This is a genomic window from Streptomyces sp. NPDC003011 (genome assembly GCF_053591515.1).
On sequence record NZ_JBSFTY010000004.1, the window covers coordinates 125875 to 145273 of the forward strand.

Here is a 19399-nt window from a genome sequence, read left to right on the forward strand (position 1 = left end):
CTAGCCCTCGGCGGGGGCCCGGAGCCGCTCCTGGAGAATCCGGCCGACCTCGGCCACCGGGCCGGCCTGCAGGAGCTGCCGGTGCTCGCAGTCGATCTCCCGCACCTCCACCTCCCCGGTGACGAACCGCCGCAGCCTGGTGACCGAGCGGTCCTTCTTGGCCTGCGGGGTCTCGTCCTCGTCCCGGGTGGCGACGAGGAGCAGGACGTCACCGTCGAAGACCGCCGGTTCGTAGCCGACCGTCAGGGACCAGTTGTTGTTGTTCACGGCGCCGATCCGCAGGATGTGCTCCTCGTCGAAGGTGGCGAGCGCGCTGCCCTCCGCCCGCAGCACCGCCATGACCTCCTCGTGCACCAGCGGTCCCGCCCCGAGCGTGCGGGGGTCGCGGCCCACGAAGTCCAGCAGGGCCAAAAGGACCTTCTGTTCGTCCGCGGCGACGTACTCGCCGCCCAGTTCCTCCGCGCTCATCGGCACCTGGTCGAGGTTGGCCAGCAGTCCGACCCGCTCCCCCCGCGCCTGGAGCCGGGCCGCCACCTCGTGGGCGAGGATCGCGCCCATCGACCAGCCCAGGAGGTGGTACGGGCCGGACGGCTGGACCTCCTGGATCCGCTCCACGTAGTGGTCGGCCATCTCCGGCACGGAGGCGGGCAGTGGCTCCTCGCGGGCGAGGCCGCGGGCCTGGATGCCGTAGACCGGGTGGGCGCCGTCGACGTACCGCATCAGGCCGGAGTACATCCAGCTGACACCGCCGACCGGGTGCAGGCAGAACAGCGGGGCGGCGTCCCCTCCGGTCCGCAACGGCAGGACCACGTCGAAGGAGTCGTCCCGGCGTCCGCCGGCGCTCAGCAGGTCCGTCATCGCCGCCACCGTGGGCGCCTCGAAGACGGCCCGGTTGGACAGGTCCACGCCGAACACGGCCCGGACCCGGCTGGTGAGCTGGAGGGAGACGATGCTGTCGCCGCCGAGTTCGAAGAAGTTGTCGTCGATGCCGACCCGGTCCAGCCTGAGCACCTCGGCCCACAGCCGGCACAGAAGTTCCTCCCGTGGGTCGCGCGGCCCGCGGCCCTGGGCCGACGCCGAGAAGTCCGGGTCGGGCAGGGCCGCGCGGTCGACCTTCCCGTTCGCGTTCAGCGGCAGCTCGGAGAGGTACACGAACGCGGACGGGACCATGTAGTCCGGCAGTTGCCGCGCGACCAGGTCCCGCAGTCCCGCGGTGTCCGCCCCGGGCTGCGGGACGACGTAGGCGACGAGCTTCTTGTCACCGGGACGCGGCTCCCGCACGGTCACCAGGGTCTGGGCGACCTGCGGCTGGCCGCGCAGGGCGGACTCGATCTCACCGAGCTCGATGCGCAGGCCGCGGATCTTCACCTGGTGGTCCGCCCGCCCGACGAAGTCGAGGTACCCCTCGGCGTCCCAGCGCACCACGTCACCGGTGCGGTACATCCGCTCGCCCACCGCGCCGAACGGGTCGGCCACGAACCGCTCCGCGGTCATCGCCGGCAGTCCGGCATACCCGCGGGCGGTGCCGGCTCCGGCCAGGTACAGCTCGCCGGGCACACCGGTGGGCACCGGCCGCATCCGCTCGTCCAGGACGTACGCCCGGGTGTTGTCCATCGGGCGGCCGATCGGAATGCTGCGGCCCACCCGGGCGGAGCCGCGCAGCGGCACACAGGTGGCGTACACCGTCGCCTCGGTCGGCCCGTAGACGTGGACCACGGTGGTGTCGGGGCAGGCGTCGAGCACCCGCCGGAAGGCGGGCGGGGACACCTGTTCACCGCCGGTCCACACCTCGGCGAGGGCGCCGAAGCAGGCCGGGTCCTCCTCGGCGAGCAGGTTGAACAGGGCCGTGGTGAGGAACACCGCGGTGAGCCCCTCGTCCTCGGTGAGCCGGCGCAGCCGCACCGCGTCCAGCTGCCCGGGGGGCGCGACGACGAGCAGTCCGCCGCCCAGGAGCGTCCCCCAGATCTCGTACGTCGAGGCGTCGAAGGCGTACGGCGAGTGCAGCAGCACCCGCTCGTGCCCGGTGTGCCAGCGCTCGTCGGCGGCGAGCGCGACGACGTTGGCGTGCGTGATCCCGATCCCCTTCGGCTCTCCCGTCGACCCGGAGGTGTACATGAGGTACGCCAGCTGGTCGGGGTGCAGGCCGAGCCGGAGCGGGGCCGGATCGCAGGCCGCGACGGCCGCGGCGTCCTCGTCCGCGTCGACCACCAGCACCCGGGCCGCGTGCCGGAACTCCGTGCCCGCCAGGGCCTTGTCGGTGAGGAGGACTCCGCAGCCGGTGCGCTCCACGATCAGTTCGAGCCGGGGCTGCGGGGAGCGGACGTCCAGCGGCACATAGGCGGCGCCCGCCTTCAGCACGGCGAGCGTGGAGACCACCAGGTCGATCGACCGCTCCTGGAGGACCGCCACCCGGTCGCCCGGGGCGACCCCGGCGCCGGCGAGCCGGCGGGCGAGCCGGTCGGCCCGGGCGTCCAGCTCGGCGTAGTCGAGGGTCTCGCCCGCCGCGGTGACCGCCGGGGCGTCGGGGGTCGCCGCCGCCCGTGCCTCGAACAGCGAGACGATCGTCTCCCGGGGCAGGTCCCGGGCGGTGTCGTTGACCTCGGCCAGCACGGTCCGCTCGCGCGGTGAGAGCAGGTCGAGGTCGGCCACCGGGCGGGCCGGGTCGGCGACGACCGCCGCCAGCAGCCGCACCAGCCGGCCGGCGACGGCCTCGGCCGTGGCGCGGTCGAACAGCGCGGTGTTGTACTCCAGCTGGCCGCCGAGACCGGCCGGGGCACCGTCCACGGCGGTCTCGGCGAAGCCGAAGGACAGGTCGAACTTGGCGATGTCCGCCGTGGTCGGCTGCGGTGCCAGGGTGAGCCCCGGCAGCTCCAGCCGTGCCTCCTCGTTGTTCTCCAGACTGACGGCCACCTGGAAGAGCGGGTTGCGGGACAGGGCCCGCGCCGGGTTCAGCTCCTCCACCAGCCGCTCGAACGGCACGTCCTGGTGGGTGAAGGCGGCCAGGTCGGCCGTCTTGACCCGGTCCACCAGCTCCGCGAACCCGGGGGTGCCGGACAGGTCGGTGCGCAGCACCAGCGTGTTGACGAAGAAGCCGACCAGGTCCTCCAGGGCCTCGTCGCCGCGGCCGGCGACCACCGTGCCGAGCGGGATGTCGGTGCCGGCGCCGAGCCGGTGCAGCAGGGCCGCGACGGCCGCGTGCACCACCATGAACAGGCTCGCCCCGTGCTCCCGGGCCAGCCGGTGCACCCCCTCGGCGACGTCGTCCGGAACGGCGAGGTCGACCCGTCCGCCATGGTTGCCGGCCCCGGCCGCGCGCGGCCGGTCGAACGGCAGCGGCAGTTCCTCCGGCAGGCCGGCAAGAGCCGTGCGCCAGTACGCCAGCTGCCGTCCGAAGGGGCTGTCCGGGTCGGTGTCGTCGCCCAGGGACTGCCGCTGCCACACGGCGTAGTCGGCGTACTGCACCGGCAGCGGGGTGAACTCGGGCGGACGGCCCGCCGTCCGGGCGGCGTAGGCGGTGCCGAGGTCCCGGGCCAGCGGGGCCAGCGAGGAGCCGTCGCAGGCGATGTGGTGCAGGACCAGGGCCAGTACGTGCTCCTGCGGGGCCAGCCGCAGCAGTTCGGCGCGCAGCGGGATGTCCGCGGCCAGGTCGAACGCGGCCGCCGCCACCGTGCCGAGGGCCTCGTCCAGGTCCCCTTCGGTGACCGTGCGGGTGCCGAGGGCCAGGGTGTACTCGCCGGGGGCGAGGATCCGCTGGCGCGGGGCTCCGCCCTCGGCGGGGAAGACGGTGCGCAGGCTCTCGTGACGCTCGACCACGTCCGCGAGCGCCGCCCGCAGTGCCTGCGCGTCCAGCTCGCCCAGCAGCCGTACGGCCAGCTGGATGTTGTACGAACCGGCCGTGTCCTCCACCGAGTCGATGAACCACAGCCGGCGCTGGGCGTGCGAGAGGGGGACGGCCGCCGGCCGTTCGACCGGCGCGAGCCGCTGCCGCGCCGTCTGCGCGTCGGCCAGCCTGGCGGCGAGCGCGGCGACCGTGGGCGCCTCGAACACGGCCCGCACCGGGACCTCCACGCCGAAAGCGGTGCGGACGCGGTTGACGAGCCGGGTGGCGAGCAGGGAGTGCCCGCCGAGGTCGAAGAAGCCGTCGTCGATGCCGACGTCCGGGACGCCGAGGACGTCGGCGTACAGGACGCACAGCCGTTCCTCGCGCTCGTCGCGCGGTGCCCGGCGCTCCGTCCCCGCCGTGCGGTCGGGCGCGGGCAGGGCCCGGCGGTCGACCTTGCCGTTCGCTGTCAGCGGCAGGGTGTCCACCGCGAGCAGCGCCGACGGCACCATGTAGTCGGGCAGTTCGCCGCTCAGGTGCTCCCTGAGCGCGCCGGTGTCGAGCGTCCGGCCGGGGTCGGCGGTGCGGTCCGGCACGACGTAGCCGACCAGGCGTTTGTCGCCGGGCCGGTCCTCGCGGACCAGGACGGCGGCCTGGGCGACGGCCGGGTGGCGGGCCAGCCGGTCCTCGATCTCGCCGAGTTCGATGCGGAAGCCGCGCAGTTTGATCTGGTCGTCGGCCCGGCCGGCGAACTCCAGCACGCCGTCGCCGGTCCAGCGGACCAGGTCGCCGGTGCGGTACATGCGGGCGCCGGACGGACCGAAGGGGTCGGCCACGAACCGCTGCGCGGTCAGTGCCGGCTGCCGGGTGTAGCCGCGGGCGAGTCCGGCGCCGGCGATGTGGAGCTCGCCGACGACGCCGACGGGTACCGGGCGCAGGGCGCGGTCGAGGACGTACACCCGCATGTTGTCCAGCGGCCGGCCGATCGGTATCCGGGAGGGCACCGGGGCGCCGGCGGCGAGGGTGTGGCCGAGCGCGAACGTGGTCGTCTCGGTCGGCCCGTAGCCGTCCGCGACCACGGTGTCCGGGCAGGCCGCGCGCACCTGGCGCACCGCCGCCGCCGGCACCACGTCGCCGCCGGTCCACACCTCCCGCACGCCCGCCAGGCTGCCCGGCGCCTCCTCGGCGACCAGGCGGAAGAGGCCGGCGGTGAGCCAGAGCGCGGTCACCCGGTGTGCGGTCAGGACCCGTTCCAGGGCGGCCACGTCGAGCTCCGCCGGCGGGGCCACGACCACCGTGCCGCCGTTCAGCAGCGGGACCCACAGCTCGTAGGTGGAGGCGTCGAACGCCGTCGGGGAGTGCAGCAGCACCCGCCGGTGTGCGGCGTCCTGCCAGCGCCGGTCGGCGGCCAGTTCGACGACGTCCCGGTGGGTGATCTCCACGCCCTTGGGCAGGCCGGTGGAGCCGGAGGTGTACATCACGTACGCGAGCCGGTCCGGGAGCGCCGTGACGGGGGGCGCCGTGACGGGCACCGCCTCGCCGGGGGTGTCCTCGTCGGCGGCGAGCACGGTGATGCCGAGTTCCTCGGCGCGTGCGCGCAGGGCGGTGTCGGTGACGACGACCGGCGCACCGGTGTCGGTGACGACGTGGCGCTGGCGCGGCAGCGGGTCGGTGTCCCGCAGCGGGACGTAGGCGCCGCCCGCCTTGAGGATGCCGAGCAGGGCGACGGGCAGCCACTGCGAGCGCTCCATCAGCACGGCCACCGGGGTCTCCGGGCCGACGCCGAGCGCGGCCAGCCGCCCGGCGAGCCGGTCGGTGAGCTCGTCGAGTTCGCGGTAGCCGTGACGGACCTCGCCGAAGACGACGGCGGGGGCGTCGGGGGTGCGGGCGGCGTGGGTCCGGAAGAGTCCGGGCACGTCGGTGGCCGGCACCTGCCGCGCGGTGTCGTTCCACTCGACCAGCAGGGTGTGCCGCTCGGCGGCGGACAGCAGGTCGAGGGTGTCGACCGGGCGGCCGGGGTCGGCGGCGAACTCCTCCAGGACCGTGCGCAGCCGTTCGGCCAGGGCGCGGGCGGTGTCGTCGTCGAACAGGTCGGGACGGTGGTCGAGGGTGAGCGCGACCGTCGTCCCGTTGTCCGCGGCACCGAGCGCGAGCGGGTAGTGGGTGCCGTCCTGGACCAGGGCGTCGACGACCGTGAGGTCCCCGGCCGTCTCCTGGAGGTCGTCGGAGTCGACCGGGTAGTTGCTGAACTCGGTGGAGGTGTCGAACAGGGCGGCCGTTGCGGTGATCCGCTGGATGTCGGTGAGGCCCAGGTACTTGTGCGGCAACAGGGCGACCTGCTGCTCCTGGAGCCGCCTCACCACGTCGAGCAGCGAGTCGCCGCGCTCGACGCGCACCCGCACCGGAAGGGTGTTGATGAACAGGCCCACCATGGTCTCGACGCCGGGCAGTTCGGCGGGGCGGCCGTTGACGGTCTCGCCGAAGATGACGTCGTCGCGGCCGGTGAGGCCGGTCAGCAGCAGGCCCCAGGCGGCCTGGATCACCGTGTTCTTGGTGACGCCGTGCCGCCGGGCCGTCGCGGTGAGGGCGGCGGTGGCCGACGCGGACAGCTCCAGCCGGTGCCGGTGCGGCCGTACCGGCTCGCGGGCGGGATCGGCGGGCGCGACCAGGGTCGGCTCGTCCACCCCGTCGAGGGTCTGCCGCCAGGCCTCCTCGGCGGCGGCGCGATCCTGCCCGGCGAGCCAGACCAGGTACTCCTTGTACGGCGTCACCGGGGGCAGCGCCGTGTCGTCGCCGCCGGTCCGGTACAGCTCGAAGAGCTCACCGCACAGCACGGGTCCCGACCAGCCGTCGAACAGGATGTGGTGGTTGGCCAGCAGCAGCCGGTGGGTCTGCGGGCCGGTCCTGACCAGGGTGAAGCGCAGCAGCGGGGCGGTGCGCGGATCGAAGCGTTCAGCGGTCGCCCCGGCGGTCAGCCGGTCGAGTTCCCGACCGCGCGGCTCCTCGTCCAGCCCGCTCAGGTCCACCTCGTGCCAGGGCACGTCGACGGTCCGGGGGATGACCTGGAGCGACTGGCCGGCGGCGCCGGGACGGAAGGCGGCCCGCAGGTTGTCGTGCCGGCGCAGCAGCGCGGCGGCGGCCTCCCGCAGCCGGGACGCGTCCAGGTCGCCCCGCAGGTCGAAGGCGAGGAGGGTGGTGTAGATGTCGCTGCCGCGCTCGTCGTAGAGGGCGTGGAAGAGCAGTCCTTCCTGGAGCGGGGAGAGCGGCAGGACGTCGGCGACACCGCCGGCGGCGGACTCGAACCGGTCGATCTCGTCCTGGTCGAGGCGGACCAGGGTGAGGTCGGAGGGGCTGAGCCCGCCTGCCGCGCCGGGGCCCTCGGCGTGCCGCACCAGGGCCTCCAGCGCCCGGAACCAGGCCTCGGCGAGGTCGCGGATCTCGTCGTCCGAGAACAGTTCCCCGGCCCAGATCCAGTGGGCGACCAGCCGGGGCCCGTCCGGGTGGGTGACGGCGGTGGCGGTGAGGTCGAGGGCGTGCGGCAGGGCCATGCCGGCCTCGGCGACGCCGGACAGGTCGCGGTTGATCACGGGCTGCCCGGGCTCGGAGGCGTCCTCGGACGCGCCGAGCCGGCCCAGGTAGTTGAAGCCGATCTGGGGCCGCGGGTAGCGGCCGAGGACCTGGGCGGTCTGCGGGTTGAGGTGGCGCAGCAGGCCGTAGCCGATCCCGTTGTCGGGCAGGGCCCGCAGCTGTTCCTTGATCCGTTTGACGGCGCGGCCGACGGCCGGCCCGCCGGACCACACCTCCTCGGACGCCGTCTCGCCCGGGTCGAGGCGCAGCGGGTAGAGGCTGGTGAACCAGCCGACGGTGCGGGAGAGGTCGATCCCGTCGGCGATCTCCTCGCGGCCGTGTCCCTCCAGGTCGATGAGGACGTCCTGTCCGGCGCCGCGTCCGGTGCGCCGGCGCCAGTCGCCGACGGCGAGCGCGAGCGCGGTCAGCAGCACGTCGTTGATGCCCGCGTTGAACAGGGCGGGGACCCGTCCGAGCAGGGGCTGGGTGAGTTCGGCGGGCAGGTGCACGCTCAGCTGCGCGGCGGTGCCGAAAGTGTCGCGCGCCGCGTCCAGCGGGCGGGTGGTCAGCAGCGGGTCGGGGCCGTCGAGGATGCCGCGCCACAGCGGGAGTTCCCGCATCCGGTCCGGCTGTCCGGCGAGTTCCGTCAGCCGGCGGGCCCAGCCGCGGAAGGAGGTGCCGACGGGTTCGAGGGTGACGCTCCGGCCGGCCGTGAGCGCCTCGAAGGCGGCCTCCAGGTCGGGCAGCAGGATCCGCCAGGACACCCCGTCGACGACCAGGTGGTGGGCGACGACGGTGAGGCGGCCCGGCTCGGCGGGGCCCGCGTCGAACCAGACGCAGCGCACCATGGCCCCGGCCCCGGGGTCGAGCCGGGACTGGGCCGCGGTGATCTCGGCGGTCGCGCGGGCGTCGAGCTCCTCCTCGCTCAGGCCGGCGGCGACCAGGGCGGCCGCGTCGACGCGGTGCAGGCAGTCCTTCGCGCGTACGGTGCCGGGCGCGGTGGTGCTCAGGGACCAGCCGAAGTCGTCGCCGAGCCGGGTCAGGGTCATCCGCAGCGCGTCGTGGTGGTCCAGTACGGCCTGCAGCGCGGCCGTCACCAGGCCGGTGCCGGCGCCGGGCGGCACCGGCAGGGACATCGTCTGGTTGAACTGGTCCAGGGCACCGCCGCGTTCCCGGATCCAGTGGACGATCGGGGTCAGCGGCACGTCGCCGACGCCGTCGCCGGGTGCCGCGGACGGCCCGGCGGCGGGGTCCGGCTCGGACAGCGCGGACAGCACGGACGCGGCCAGGGCCTCGGGCGTGCGGTGCACGAACACGTCACGCGGGGTGAACCGCAGTCCGGCCACGCGGGCCCGGCTGACCAGCTGGATCGAGCTGATGCTGTCGCCGCCGGCGGCGAAGAAGCTCTCGGTGACGTCGACCCGTTCGACGCCGAGCACCTCGGCGAACAGCGCGCACAGCGTCGCCTCGGTGGGGCCGGCCGGCTCCCTGGACGGCTCGGCGGCGCCGAACTCGGGCGCGGGCAGGGCCTTGCGGTCGAGTTTGCCGTTGACGGTCAGCGGCAGCGTGTCCAGCGGGACGAACAGGGACGGCACCATGTGGGCCGGCAGCGCGGCGGCCACGTGGGCGGCCAGTTCCTCCGCGCCGGGCCGGCGGCCGGCCGCCGGCACCACGTAGGCGACCAGGTGCCTGACGCCCGGGGAGGCCTCGTGGGCCACCACGACCGCCCGGTCGACGTCGGCGTGCCGGGCCAGGACGGTCTCGATCTCGCCGGGTTCGATGCGGACACCCCGGATCTTGACCTGCTGGTCGGCGCGGCCGACGAAGTCGAGGACGCCGTCGGCGCGGCGGCGCACGACGTCGCCCGTGCGGTACATGCGTCCGCCCGCGGGATGGAACGGGTCGGCGACGAACCGTTCGGCGGTGAGCGGGGCCCGGTGCAGATAGCCGCGGGCCAGCGAGCCGCCCGCCAGGTACAGCTCGCCGGGCACGCCGGGCGGCACGAGCCGCAGCGAGGAGTCCAGGACGTAGGCCCGGCTGCCCCGGATCGGGCCGCCGATGGGCGGCGCCCCGGCTCCCGGGGCGAGCGGCTGGGACAGGGTGGTGGCGACGGTCGCCTCGGTGGGGCCGTAGGCGACGACGAAGCGCCTCCCGCGGCTCCAGCGGTCCGCCAGCTCGGCGGAGACGGTGTCGCCGCCGACGGCCACGCTGCGCAGCCCGGGTACGGCCTCCGGGGCGATCGTGGCCAGTACGGCGGGCTGGATCTGCAGATGGCTGACCCGGCGGTCCGCCAGGACCGCGGCCAGCGGGTCGCCGGCCAGCGGGCCCGGCTCGGGCACCACGAGGGTGGCGCCCGCCAGCAGGGTCATGCACAGCTCCATCACCGACGCGTCGAAGCTCGGTGAGGCGTACTGCAGCACCCGGCTGTCCGGGGTGACGTCGAACCGCTCGTGTTCGGCGGCCGCGAAGTCGGCGAGGCCGGCGTGGGTGACCACCACGCCCTTGGGCACGCCGGTGGAGCCGGAGGTGTAGATGACGTAGGCGGGGTGGACCACCCGCAGCGGGCGGGTGCGGTCCGCGTCGGCCGGGGGCGTGCCGGGCAGGGCGGCGAGCCGGGCGGTGACGTCCGCGTCGTCGAGGACGGTCACCGGCGCGGTGCCGGTGTCCGGTACGGCGTGCAGGTGGGCGGCCGTGGTGAGGACGGCGCCGGGCCGGGCGTCCCGGAACATGAACGCGATCCGGTCCGCCGGGTAGTCGGGGTCGACCGGCAGATACGCGGCGCCCGCCTTGAGCACGGCGAGCTGGGCCACCACGGACTCCACGGACCGGCCGAGGACCAGTGCCACCGTCCGCTCCGGTCCGGCGCCCTGGGCGATCAGCAGCCGGGCCAGCCGGTTAGCCCGCTCGTCCAGCCGGGCGTAGTCGAGCCGCAGCCCGGGGGCGTCCACGGCGGGCGCCCGGGGGGCCGCGGCGACGCGGGCGGCGAACAGGTCGGGGAAGGTGGCCGGGGCCACGGGAGCGCCGTCGGCCGCGCCGGGCGCGGTCATCGCGGCCCGTTCCGCCGTGGAGACCAGCTCGGTCGCCGCGAGCGGGCGGGCGGGGTCCTCGGCGAAGGCCTCCAGCACCCGCAGCACCCGCTCGCCGACGGCCGTGACGTCCGCGCGGTCGAACAGGTCCGGCCGGTACTGCCAGTGCAGGCTCATCCGGGTGCCGCGCTGGGTCACCCCGAGCGCCAGCGGGTAGTGCATGGCGTCGTGCACCTGGGCGTCGACGACCCCCAGCCCCTGCCCGGAGCTGTGCAGGCCCTCGAAGTCGACGGGGTAGTTCTCGAACACGAGGACCGTGTCGAAGAGTTCGCCGCCGCCCGCGAGCCGCTGCACGTCGGTCAGGCCCAGGTGCTGGTGGGCGAGGAGGGACGCCTGCCGGGTCTGCAGCCGGTCCAGGAGGGTCAGCAGGGTGTCGTCGCGTTCGGTCCGGACCCGGACCGGCAGGGTGTTGATGAACAGGCCGACCATCTTCTCGACGCCGGGCAGCTCGGGCGGGCGCCCGGAGACCGTGGCGCCGAAGACGGCGTCCTGCCGGCCGGTGAGCGCGCCGAGCACCACGCCCCAGGCTCCCTGCACCAGGGTGTTGACGGTCAGCCCGTGTGCGCGGGCCCGTGCCACCAGCCGTTCGGTGAGCGCCCCGGGCAGTTCCACCAGGAGCCGCTCGGGCACGACCGGGTCACGCTCCTGGGCGTCGGGCGCCAGCAGCGTGGGCTCGTCGAGCCCGGCCAGCGCCTCGCGCCAGACCTCCAGCGAGGCCTCCCGGTCCTGCGCGGCGAGCCAGGCGAGGTAGTCCCGGTACGGCACGACCGGCGGCAGCGTCGCCGGGTCACCGCCCTTCCCGTACAGCTCGAACAGCTCGCCGATCACCAGCGGCATGGACCAGCCGTCCAGGGCGATGTGGTGCACGGTCAGCACGAAGCGGTGGCGCTGCCCGTCGAGCCGGACCAGCGTGCAGCGCAGCAGGGGCGGCGCGCCGAGGTCGAAGCGCCGGCCGCGGTCCGCCGCGAGCAGCCGGGCCAGCTCCTCCTCCTGGGCGGGGCCGGTGAGGTGGCCGAGGTCGATCTCCTCCCAGGGCAGCTCCACCTCCCGGGGCACCACCTGGAGCGGGTCGCCGGACGAGCCGGTGACGAAGTAGGCGCGCAGGTTGTCGTGGCGGCGCAGCAGCTCCCGTGCGGAGCGGCGCAGCGCCCCGCTGTCGAGGGGGCCGTCGAGTTCGAGGGCCGACTGGATCGTGTAGACGTCGGCGACCGTGTCGTCGTACAGGCCGTGGAAGTGCAGCCCTCGTTGCAGCGGGGAGAGGGGCAGCAGGTCGGCGAGGCCGCCGGGGGCCTCGGCCAGCCGGTCGAGCTCCGGCTGGGTGACGGTGACCAGGGGCAGGTCGGAGGGGGTGGGGCCGCCGGCGTCCGGGCGGGCGGCGTGCTCGGTGAGGGTCTGGAGCGCCTCGAACCACAGCCGGGCGAGCCGTTCGGCCTCGTCGTCGGCGAGGAGTTCGCCGGAGTACGTCCAGGACGCCACCAGGCGCTCTCCGTCGGAGTGTCCGACGGCTGCCGCGTTCAGCTCCAGGGTGTACGCGAGCGGCATGGCCGCGTCGCCGGCACCGGTGAGGGCCCGCACCCGCACGGAGTCGGCGCCGGCCGCCTCGGCGGCGTCGGCGGTGCCCAGCCGGCCCAGGTAGTTGAAGCCGATCTGGGGTTCCGGGAAGCCCGCCAGCTCGGGGCCGGTGGCGGGGTTGAGGTGGCGCAGCAGGCCGTAGCCCATGCCCTTGTCGGGCAGGGCGCGCAGCTGCTCCTTGACCGTCTTGAAGGCGGCGCCGAGGGCGGGACCGCCGGACCACACGTCGTCCGGGTCGGTCGGGCCGGGGTCGACGGCGACCGGGTAGAGGCTGGTGAACCAGCCGACCGTGCGGGACAGGTCGGCGCCCGCCACGATCTCCTCGCGGCCGTGCCCCTCCAGCCCCACCAGCACCGCACTGCCCTCACCACGGCCGCGCTCGCGCCGCCAGCGCGCCACCGCCAGGGCCAGCGCGGTGAGCATCGCCTCGTCCGGGCCGGCCCGGAACAGCGCGGGCACCTCTCTCAGCAGGGGTCCGGTGACCGAGGCGGGCAGCGTCAGGGTCAGTTTCCGGGCCGTGCCCACGACGTCGCGGGCCGGGTCGGTGCGGCGGTCGGCGAGCAGCGGGTCGGGGGTGGCCAGCACCGAGCGCCACAGCGGGAGTTCGGCGGTGCGGCGGTCGGTCAGCGCCTCCTCGGCCAGTTGTCGCGCCCACTGGCGGAACGAGGTGCCGACCGGGTCGAGGCGGATCTCCTCACCGGCCAGCAGCGCGGCGAGGGCGGCCTGCAGGTCGGGCAGCAGGACCCGCCAGGACACGCCGTCGACGGCCAGGTGGTGGACGACGAGCGCCAGCCGGCCCTCGGCGTCGGGCCCGGCGTCGCACCAGAGCGCCTGCACCATCCGGCCCTCGGCGGGCGCGAGCCGTTCCATGGCGGCGCGCAGCCCGGCCGCGTCGACGCCGTCGGCCGCGTCGGCGGCGGCGCGCGTCACGCAGTCCGCGGCGCGGACGGTGCCCGCCGGGGCGACCTGAAGGGTCCACCGGTCGTCCGCCGCGCGGCCGAGCCGCAGCCGGAGCGCGTCGTGGTGGTCGAGCAGGGCCTGTACGGCCGCGTGGATCCGCTGCTCGTCGAGGCCGGCCGGGACGGGCACGGTCATGGTCTGGTTGAAGGCGTCGAGGGGTCCGCCCTGTTCCAGCTGCCAGTGCATGACCGGGGTGAGCGGCACCGGGCCGGTCCCCTCGTCGGCGGCGGCCGGGGGGCCGGCGGCGAGCCGCTCACGGCCGGCGAGGACGGCCAGCCGGGCCACCGTGCGGTGCTCGAAGATCTCCCGCAGGCTGAGCACCAGGCCCTCCTTGCGGGCGCGGTGGGCCAGTTGGATGGAGCTGATGGAGTCGCCGCCGCGTTCGAAGAAGCTGTCGTGCACGGAGACCGAGTCGACGCCCAGCACCTCGGCGAACAGCCGTGCCAGCAGGGCCTCGTGCTCGTCGCGGGGGCCGCCGCCACCGTCGGACCGCGCGTCGGACCGCGCGGTGTCCGGCGCGGCGGCGGGGGCGCCGGCCGGGAGCACCAGGCGGGCCCGGTCGGCGGCCGTGAACAGCGCCACGGAGCCGACCGGCCGGCCCGGGTCGTCGGCGAAGGCCGCCAGGACCGCCAGCAGCCGGTCGAGGATCTCCCGTCCGGCGCCCTCGGCGAACAGGTCCGACCGGTGGTCCAGCCGGACCGTCATGCGCTCGCCGCGGACGGTGCCCTCCAGGTTGAGGGCGTAGTGCGTGGCGTCGACGGTGGTGGCCGCCACGGCGCCGATACCCTCGGCCTCCACCCGCAGCGTGTCGGTGTCGACGGGGTAGTTGGCGAAGATCGTGATGGCGTCGAACAGCGGTCCGCTGCCGAGGAACTGCTGGATGTCGGCGAGGCCCAGGTGCTTGTGCGCGAGCAGGTCGGCCTGGGCGTCCTGCAGCCGGCGCACCTGCTCGCCGAGCGGCAGGCCGGCCTCGATGCGCATCCGGACGGGCAGGGTGTTGATGAACAGGCCGACCATCTTCTCGACGCCGGGCAGCTCCGGCGGCCGGCCCGAGACGGTCTCCCCGAACACCACGTCGTCGCGGCCGGTCAGCCCGCCGAGCACCAGGCCCCAGGCGGTCTGCACCACGCTGTTGAGGGTCAGGCCCAGGGCGCGGGCCCGCCGTACGAGGGCGCCGGACAGCTCCGGGGCGACCTCCTCGATCAGCGTCGCGGGCATCGAGGCGCCGCGCCCGGGGCCCGCGACCAGCGTCGGCTCGGCGCCCGCGAGCGCCTGCTTCCAGGCCAGTTCGGCCTCCTCGCGGTCCTGCGCGGACAGCCAGGCGAGATAGTCCTTGTACGGCACGACGGGGGCGAGCCGCGCGCGGTCGCCGCCGTTGTTGTAGAGCTCCATCAGCTCACCGAGCACCAGCGGCATGGACCAGCCGTCGAGCAGGATGTGGTGGGCCGTGAAGACGAACCGGTACTCCTGCTCGGCGACCTTGATCAGGGAGAACCGCAGGGGCGGGCGGGACAGGTCGAACCGCCGGGTGCGGTCGAGGTCGAGGAGCCGCCGCAGTTCGCCGGCGCGCTCCCCCTCCGCCAGAGCGCTGATGTCGGCCTCGGACCAGTCCGGCGCGGCGTCCCGCAGGATCGCCTGGACCGGCTCGCCGGACGCGCGGTTGCGGAACGAGGCCCGCAGGTTGTCGTGGCGGGCGAGCACGCCGGACACGGCGTTCCTCAGGGCGCTCACGTCCAGCTCGCGCCGCAGGTCGAGCGCCATCTGGATGACGTACACGTCCGTGGACCGCTCGTCGTACAGGGCGTGGAACAGCATGCCCTTCTGAAGCGGGGACAGGGGCCAGATGTCGACGAATCCAGGCTTTGTCACCGTGCTGCTTCCTCTCATCAGCTCAGATCACTCTCGAATTCATCGATCTCGTCCTGCGACAGCTGCAGCAGGGACACGTCGGACGGGGTCAGGCCGCCGGCCTCGGGACGGGCGGCGAACTCGGCCAGGGCGGTGAGCGCCCCGGCCCACAGGTCCGCGAGTTCGCGGACCTCCGGCTCCGTGAACAGGGCCTCGGGCCAGGACCAGACGGCCACCAGCCGCACCCCGTCGGGCCGTTCCTGGGCCACCGCGCCGAGCCCGAGGGCGTGGGCGAGGGGCCGTTGCGGGTGGCCGCCGCTGCCCAGGGTCTCGGTGGCCTCCGGCGGCGGCGCCCAGTCCTCGGCCCGGGCGTCGGCCGCGTCACCGGGACCGGGTGCGTCGTTGGCGGTGAAGCGGCCCAGGTAGTTGAAGCCGATCTGGGGTTCCGGGAAGCCGGCCAGCTCGGGGCCGGTGGCGGGGTTGAGGTGGCGCAGCAGGCCGTAACCCATGCCCTTGTCGGGCAGGGCCCGCAGCTGCTCCTTCACCCGCTTCAGGGCGGTGCCCGGGTCCGCGCCGGCCGGGCCGGGGTCGACGGCGACCGGGTAGAGGCTGGTGAACCAGCCGACCGTGCGGGACAGGTCGGCGCCCGCCACGATCTCCTCGCGGCCGTGCCCCTCCAGCCCCACCAGCACCGCACTGCCCTCACCACGGCCGCGTGCGCGCCGCCAGCGCGCCACCGCCAGGGCGAGACCGGTCAGCAGCACCTCGTCGACCGTGGTGTGGAACGCGGCGGGCACCGTGCCCAGCAGCGGTCCGGCCACCTCGGGCGGCAGCGAGAGCGTCAGCCGGCGCGCGGTGGACACCACGTCGACGGCGGGGTCGAGGCGGCGGTGCGAGAGCGCCGGGTCGGGGGTGGCCAGCACCGAGCGCCACAGCGGGAGTTCCGCCGCCCGGGCCGGGCCGGTCGCCTGCTCGGCGAGCCGGGCGGACCAGCGCCGGAACGAGGTGCGCACCGGTACGAGGTCCGCCGTGCGGCCCTCGGTGACGGCCGACCAGGCCGCGGCGAGGTCCTCGCGCAGGATGCGCCAGGACACGCCGTCGACGGCCAGGTGGTGGACGAGGACCAGCAGCCGGCCGGGCCGGCCGGGTCCCGCGTCGAACCAGACGGCGCGGACCATGGCGCCGTCGGCGGGCGACAGTTCGGCCTGCAGCCGCGTCTGGGCCTCGGCGACCAGGTGGATCAGCTCGCTCTGCGGCACGGCCGAGATGTCCGTACGGCCGAGCAGCGCGGCCGCGTCGACCGCGCCCGGCGGGGCGACCTCCAGCCGCACTCCCCCGGGTCCGTCGAGCGTCCGGGAGCGGAGCATGTCGTGGTGGTCGAGGACGGTCTGGAGGGTGGCGGCGAGCCGCTGCCGGCCGGCGCCCGCCGGGACCTGGAGGAGGGCGGCCTGGTGGACCTCGTCGGTCGGCCCGCCCCGCTCGTACAGGTCGAGCATGACCGGCGTCAGGGCGAGTTCGCCGAGGGCGTCCTCGGGCGCCTCGCCGGCCGCCGGACCGTCGTCCACCCGGGCGACGCGGGCGAGAGCCCGGACCGTGCGGTGCTTGAAGACGTCCCGCAGGCTGATCAGCAGGCCCGCGGCGCGGGCCCGGCCGGCCAGCTGGATGGAGACGATGGAGTCGCCGCCCAGTGCGAAGAAGTCGTCGTCGTGTCCGACGTCGGCGACCCCGAGCAGGTCGGCGAAGAGCCCGGCGAGCACCTCCTCCCGCGAGGCGGCCGTCCCGGCCGGGAGGCCGCCCGCCCCGGCCGTTTCGTCGGCGCCCCGGTCGCCGGCGGCGTCCGCCGTGTCCCGGCCGGCCCGTCCGTCGAGCCGGGCCCGGACGCCGGACCAGAACGCGGTGAGCGGGTCGTCGGCCGGACGGACGGGCCGTGAGGCGGGGGCGGCGAGGGTTTCGAGGACCTCCCGCAGCCCGTCGGCGACGGTCTCGGCGTCCGCCTTGGTGAACAGGTCGGGGCGGTAACCGAGCCGGCAGTGCAGCTGGTCCCCGGACAGACCGGCGTCCAGGGTGAGCGGGTAGTGGGTGGCGTCGTTCATCTCCAGGTCCACGGCTCGGACCCGGTCGGCGTCGCCGCCGAACCCCGCTCCGTCGGCGGGGATGTTCTGGAACACCAGGAGCGTGTCGAACAGCTCGCCCTTCCCGGCCAGGCGCTGCACGTCGACGAGGCGCACGTGCTGGTGCGCGGTGAGCTCGATGTGCTGCTCCCACAGCCGGTTCAGTACGGCGTCAACCGGCTCGCCGGGCAGGTGGCGGGCGCGCACCGGCACGGTGTTGATGAACAGGCCGACCATCCGCTCGATCCCCGGGACCGCCGGCGGCCGTCCGGAGACGGTGGCCCCGAACACCACGTCGTCGCGGCCGGTCAGCCGGGCCAGCAGCATCCCCCAGGCGGCCTGGACGACGGTGTTCATCGTGGTGCCGTGCCGGCTCGCGAGGCGGGTGAGCGCCGCCACCAGGTCGCCGCCGAAGGCGACGGAGATCTTCTCGGTCGCCACCGCGGCCCGGTCCTGGTCGGCCGGAGCCAGCAGGGTGGGTTCGACGGACGGGTCGAACACCTCCGCCCAGGCCCGTTCGGAGCGGGCCCGGTCCTGGGCGCCCAGCCAGGCCAGATAGCCGCGGTAGGGGCGGGCCTCGGGCAGACCGGACGGGTCGCCGCCGGCCGCGTACAGCCGCATCAGCTCGTCGAGCAGGATCGGCGTGGACCAGCCGTCCAGCAGGATGTGGTGGAAGGTCAGCACGAGCCGGGCCCGGCCGCCGCCGAGGCGCAGCAGCGCGCAGCGCACCAGCGGGGGACGGTCGACGTCGAACCGCTCGGTCCTGGCCCGCAGCATCGCGCGGTCCACCTCGGCGGCCTGCTCGGCGGCGTCCAGCTCGCTCAGATCACCCTCGGACCAGGGGAGTTCGATGTCCGCCGGGATGAACTGCACCGGCCGGGACAGTCCCTCGTGGGCGAATCCGGCGCGCAGGTTGTCGTGCCGGTCGAGCAGGGCCCGTACCGCAGCGCGCAGTACGCCGGTCTCCGGGCCGCCCTCCAGGTCCAGCCCGAACTGGACGGTGTAGACGTCGGGTTCGCGCCGGTCGTACAGGGAGTGGAAGAGCAGTCCCTCCTGCAGCGGGGCCAGCGGCAGGACGTCGGCGAGTGCCCGTCCGTCCCGCTCCAGCAGGTCGATGTCCCGCTGCTCCAGGCGCACCAGCGGGAAGTCGGACGGGGTGCGCCCGCCGGACCCGGCGGAGCCGGCGGCCACCGCCCGCAGCGCGCGCTGCCACAGCTCGGCGAGCTCGGCCACGTCGTCCCGCGCGAACAGTGCCTCGGGCCAGCTCCAGCGCGCCGCCAGCCGGACACCGTCGGGGCCTTCGCAGGCCCAGGTCTCGACGTCGAGCGGGTGGGTCACCGGGGTGTCCGCGTCGGCCACGGAGGCCGGGCGTACGGCGTCCGGTGCGCCGAGCGGCACCGAGCCGTCGGCCAGCGGCTGCCCGAACCGGCCGCGGTGGGCGAACCGCACCTGGGGCGCCGCCTGGGCGGCGAGCAGCGGCACGGTCTGCGGGTTGAGGTGGCGCAGCAGGCCGTAGCCGGTGCCGTCGCCCGGGACCCCGGCCAGCAGTTCCTTGACCCGCTTGACCACCGCCACGGGCTCCGGGGCGCCGTCGTCGGTGCCGGTGTCCAGCCGGACGGGGTGCACGTCGGCCAGTGCCCCGACGGTGCGCCGGTCGGCGTCGGCGGTGCGGCCGTCGCGCTCCACGGCGACCAGGATCCCGTCGCCGGGGGCGAGTCCGCGCCGGCCGCGCCACTCGGCCACGGCGGCCGTGAAGGCACCCAGCAGCACCTCCTCGGTCCCGGTGCCGAAGTGGTCCGGGAGTTCGGTGAGCAGGGCCGCCGACTCCGCGCCGGAGAAGCCGAGTTCGAGGTGGCGGACGGTGGCGTGGGTGTCCCGGCCGGGGCTCTGCGGCCCGGTCAGCGGCGTGGCGCCGGTCGCCGACGGGCCGGTCCACTCCTGGAGTTCGTCGAGGAGCTCCGGGGCGGCCGCCGCGGCGGCGGTGCGCTCGGCCCACGTCCGGTAGGCGGTGGGCGGTGGCAGCGTCGCCGTCGGCGCGTCCCAGACGGCGCGCAGGTCGTCGACGAGGATCCGCCAGGAGGCGGTGTCGGCGGCGAGCGGGTGCGCCGCGAGCAGCAGCCGGTGCTCGCCGTCCGGTCCCCCGTCGAACCAGACGGCCCGGAAGACGACGCCGTCCTCCGGTGCCAGGGCGGCCCGTACGGCGTCGGCCCGCTCGGCCAGCGCGGCGGCGTACGCCGCGGGGGCGGCGCCGGCCAGGTCGACCCGGGTGAGCAGCGCGTCGGCGCGGACCTCGGCGCGCGGCCGGACCTCCAGGTCCCACACCAGGTTCCCGGCGCGCCGGCCGAGCCGCAGCCGCAGCGCGTCGTGCCGGTCGAGCAGCGTCTGCAGCGCGGTGCGCAGGCGCTGTCCGCCGGTGCCGGCGGGCAGGGCGAGCA

At 75.4% G+C, this 19399-nt stretch carries 2 protein-coding genes (1 of these 2 cut by a window edge); both read right to left on the reverse strand.

Translation table 11 applies throughout. The annotated features are described in order from the left end of the window. Positions 1-14892 carry an amino acid adenylation domain-containing protein gene (locus ACWD0J_RS03650; protein WP_451494077.1) on the reverse strand — a complete coding sequence of 4964 codons (14892 nt, stop codon included), beginning with the start codon at positions 14890-14892 and terminating at the stop codon, positions 1-3. Beyond that, positions 14892-19399, reverse strand: partial view of an amino acid adenylation domain-containing protein gene (locus tag ACWD0J_RS03655; RefSeq protein ID WP_451494078.1) — the 3' end only. Its footprint extends 10981 nt past the window's final position; only the last 4508 of its 15489 coding nucleotides appear in the window; its start codon lies beyond the right edge, outside the window — the gene reads right to left on this strand; its stop codon occupies positions 14892-14894. Before ACWD0J_RS03655 ends, ACWD0J_RS03650 begins: the two co-directional genes overlap by 1 nt.

Coding starts and splice junctions, on each gene's coding strand:
- ACWD0J_RS03650 (WP_451494077.1), bottom strand. CDS start 14,892: ATGAGAGGAAGCAGCACGGTGACAAAGCCTGGATTCGTCGACATCTGG.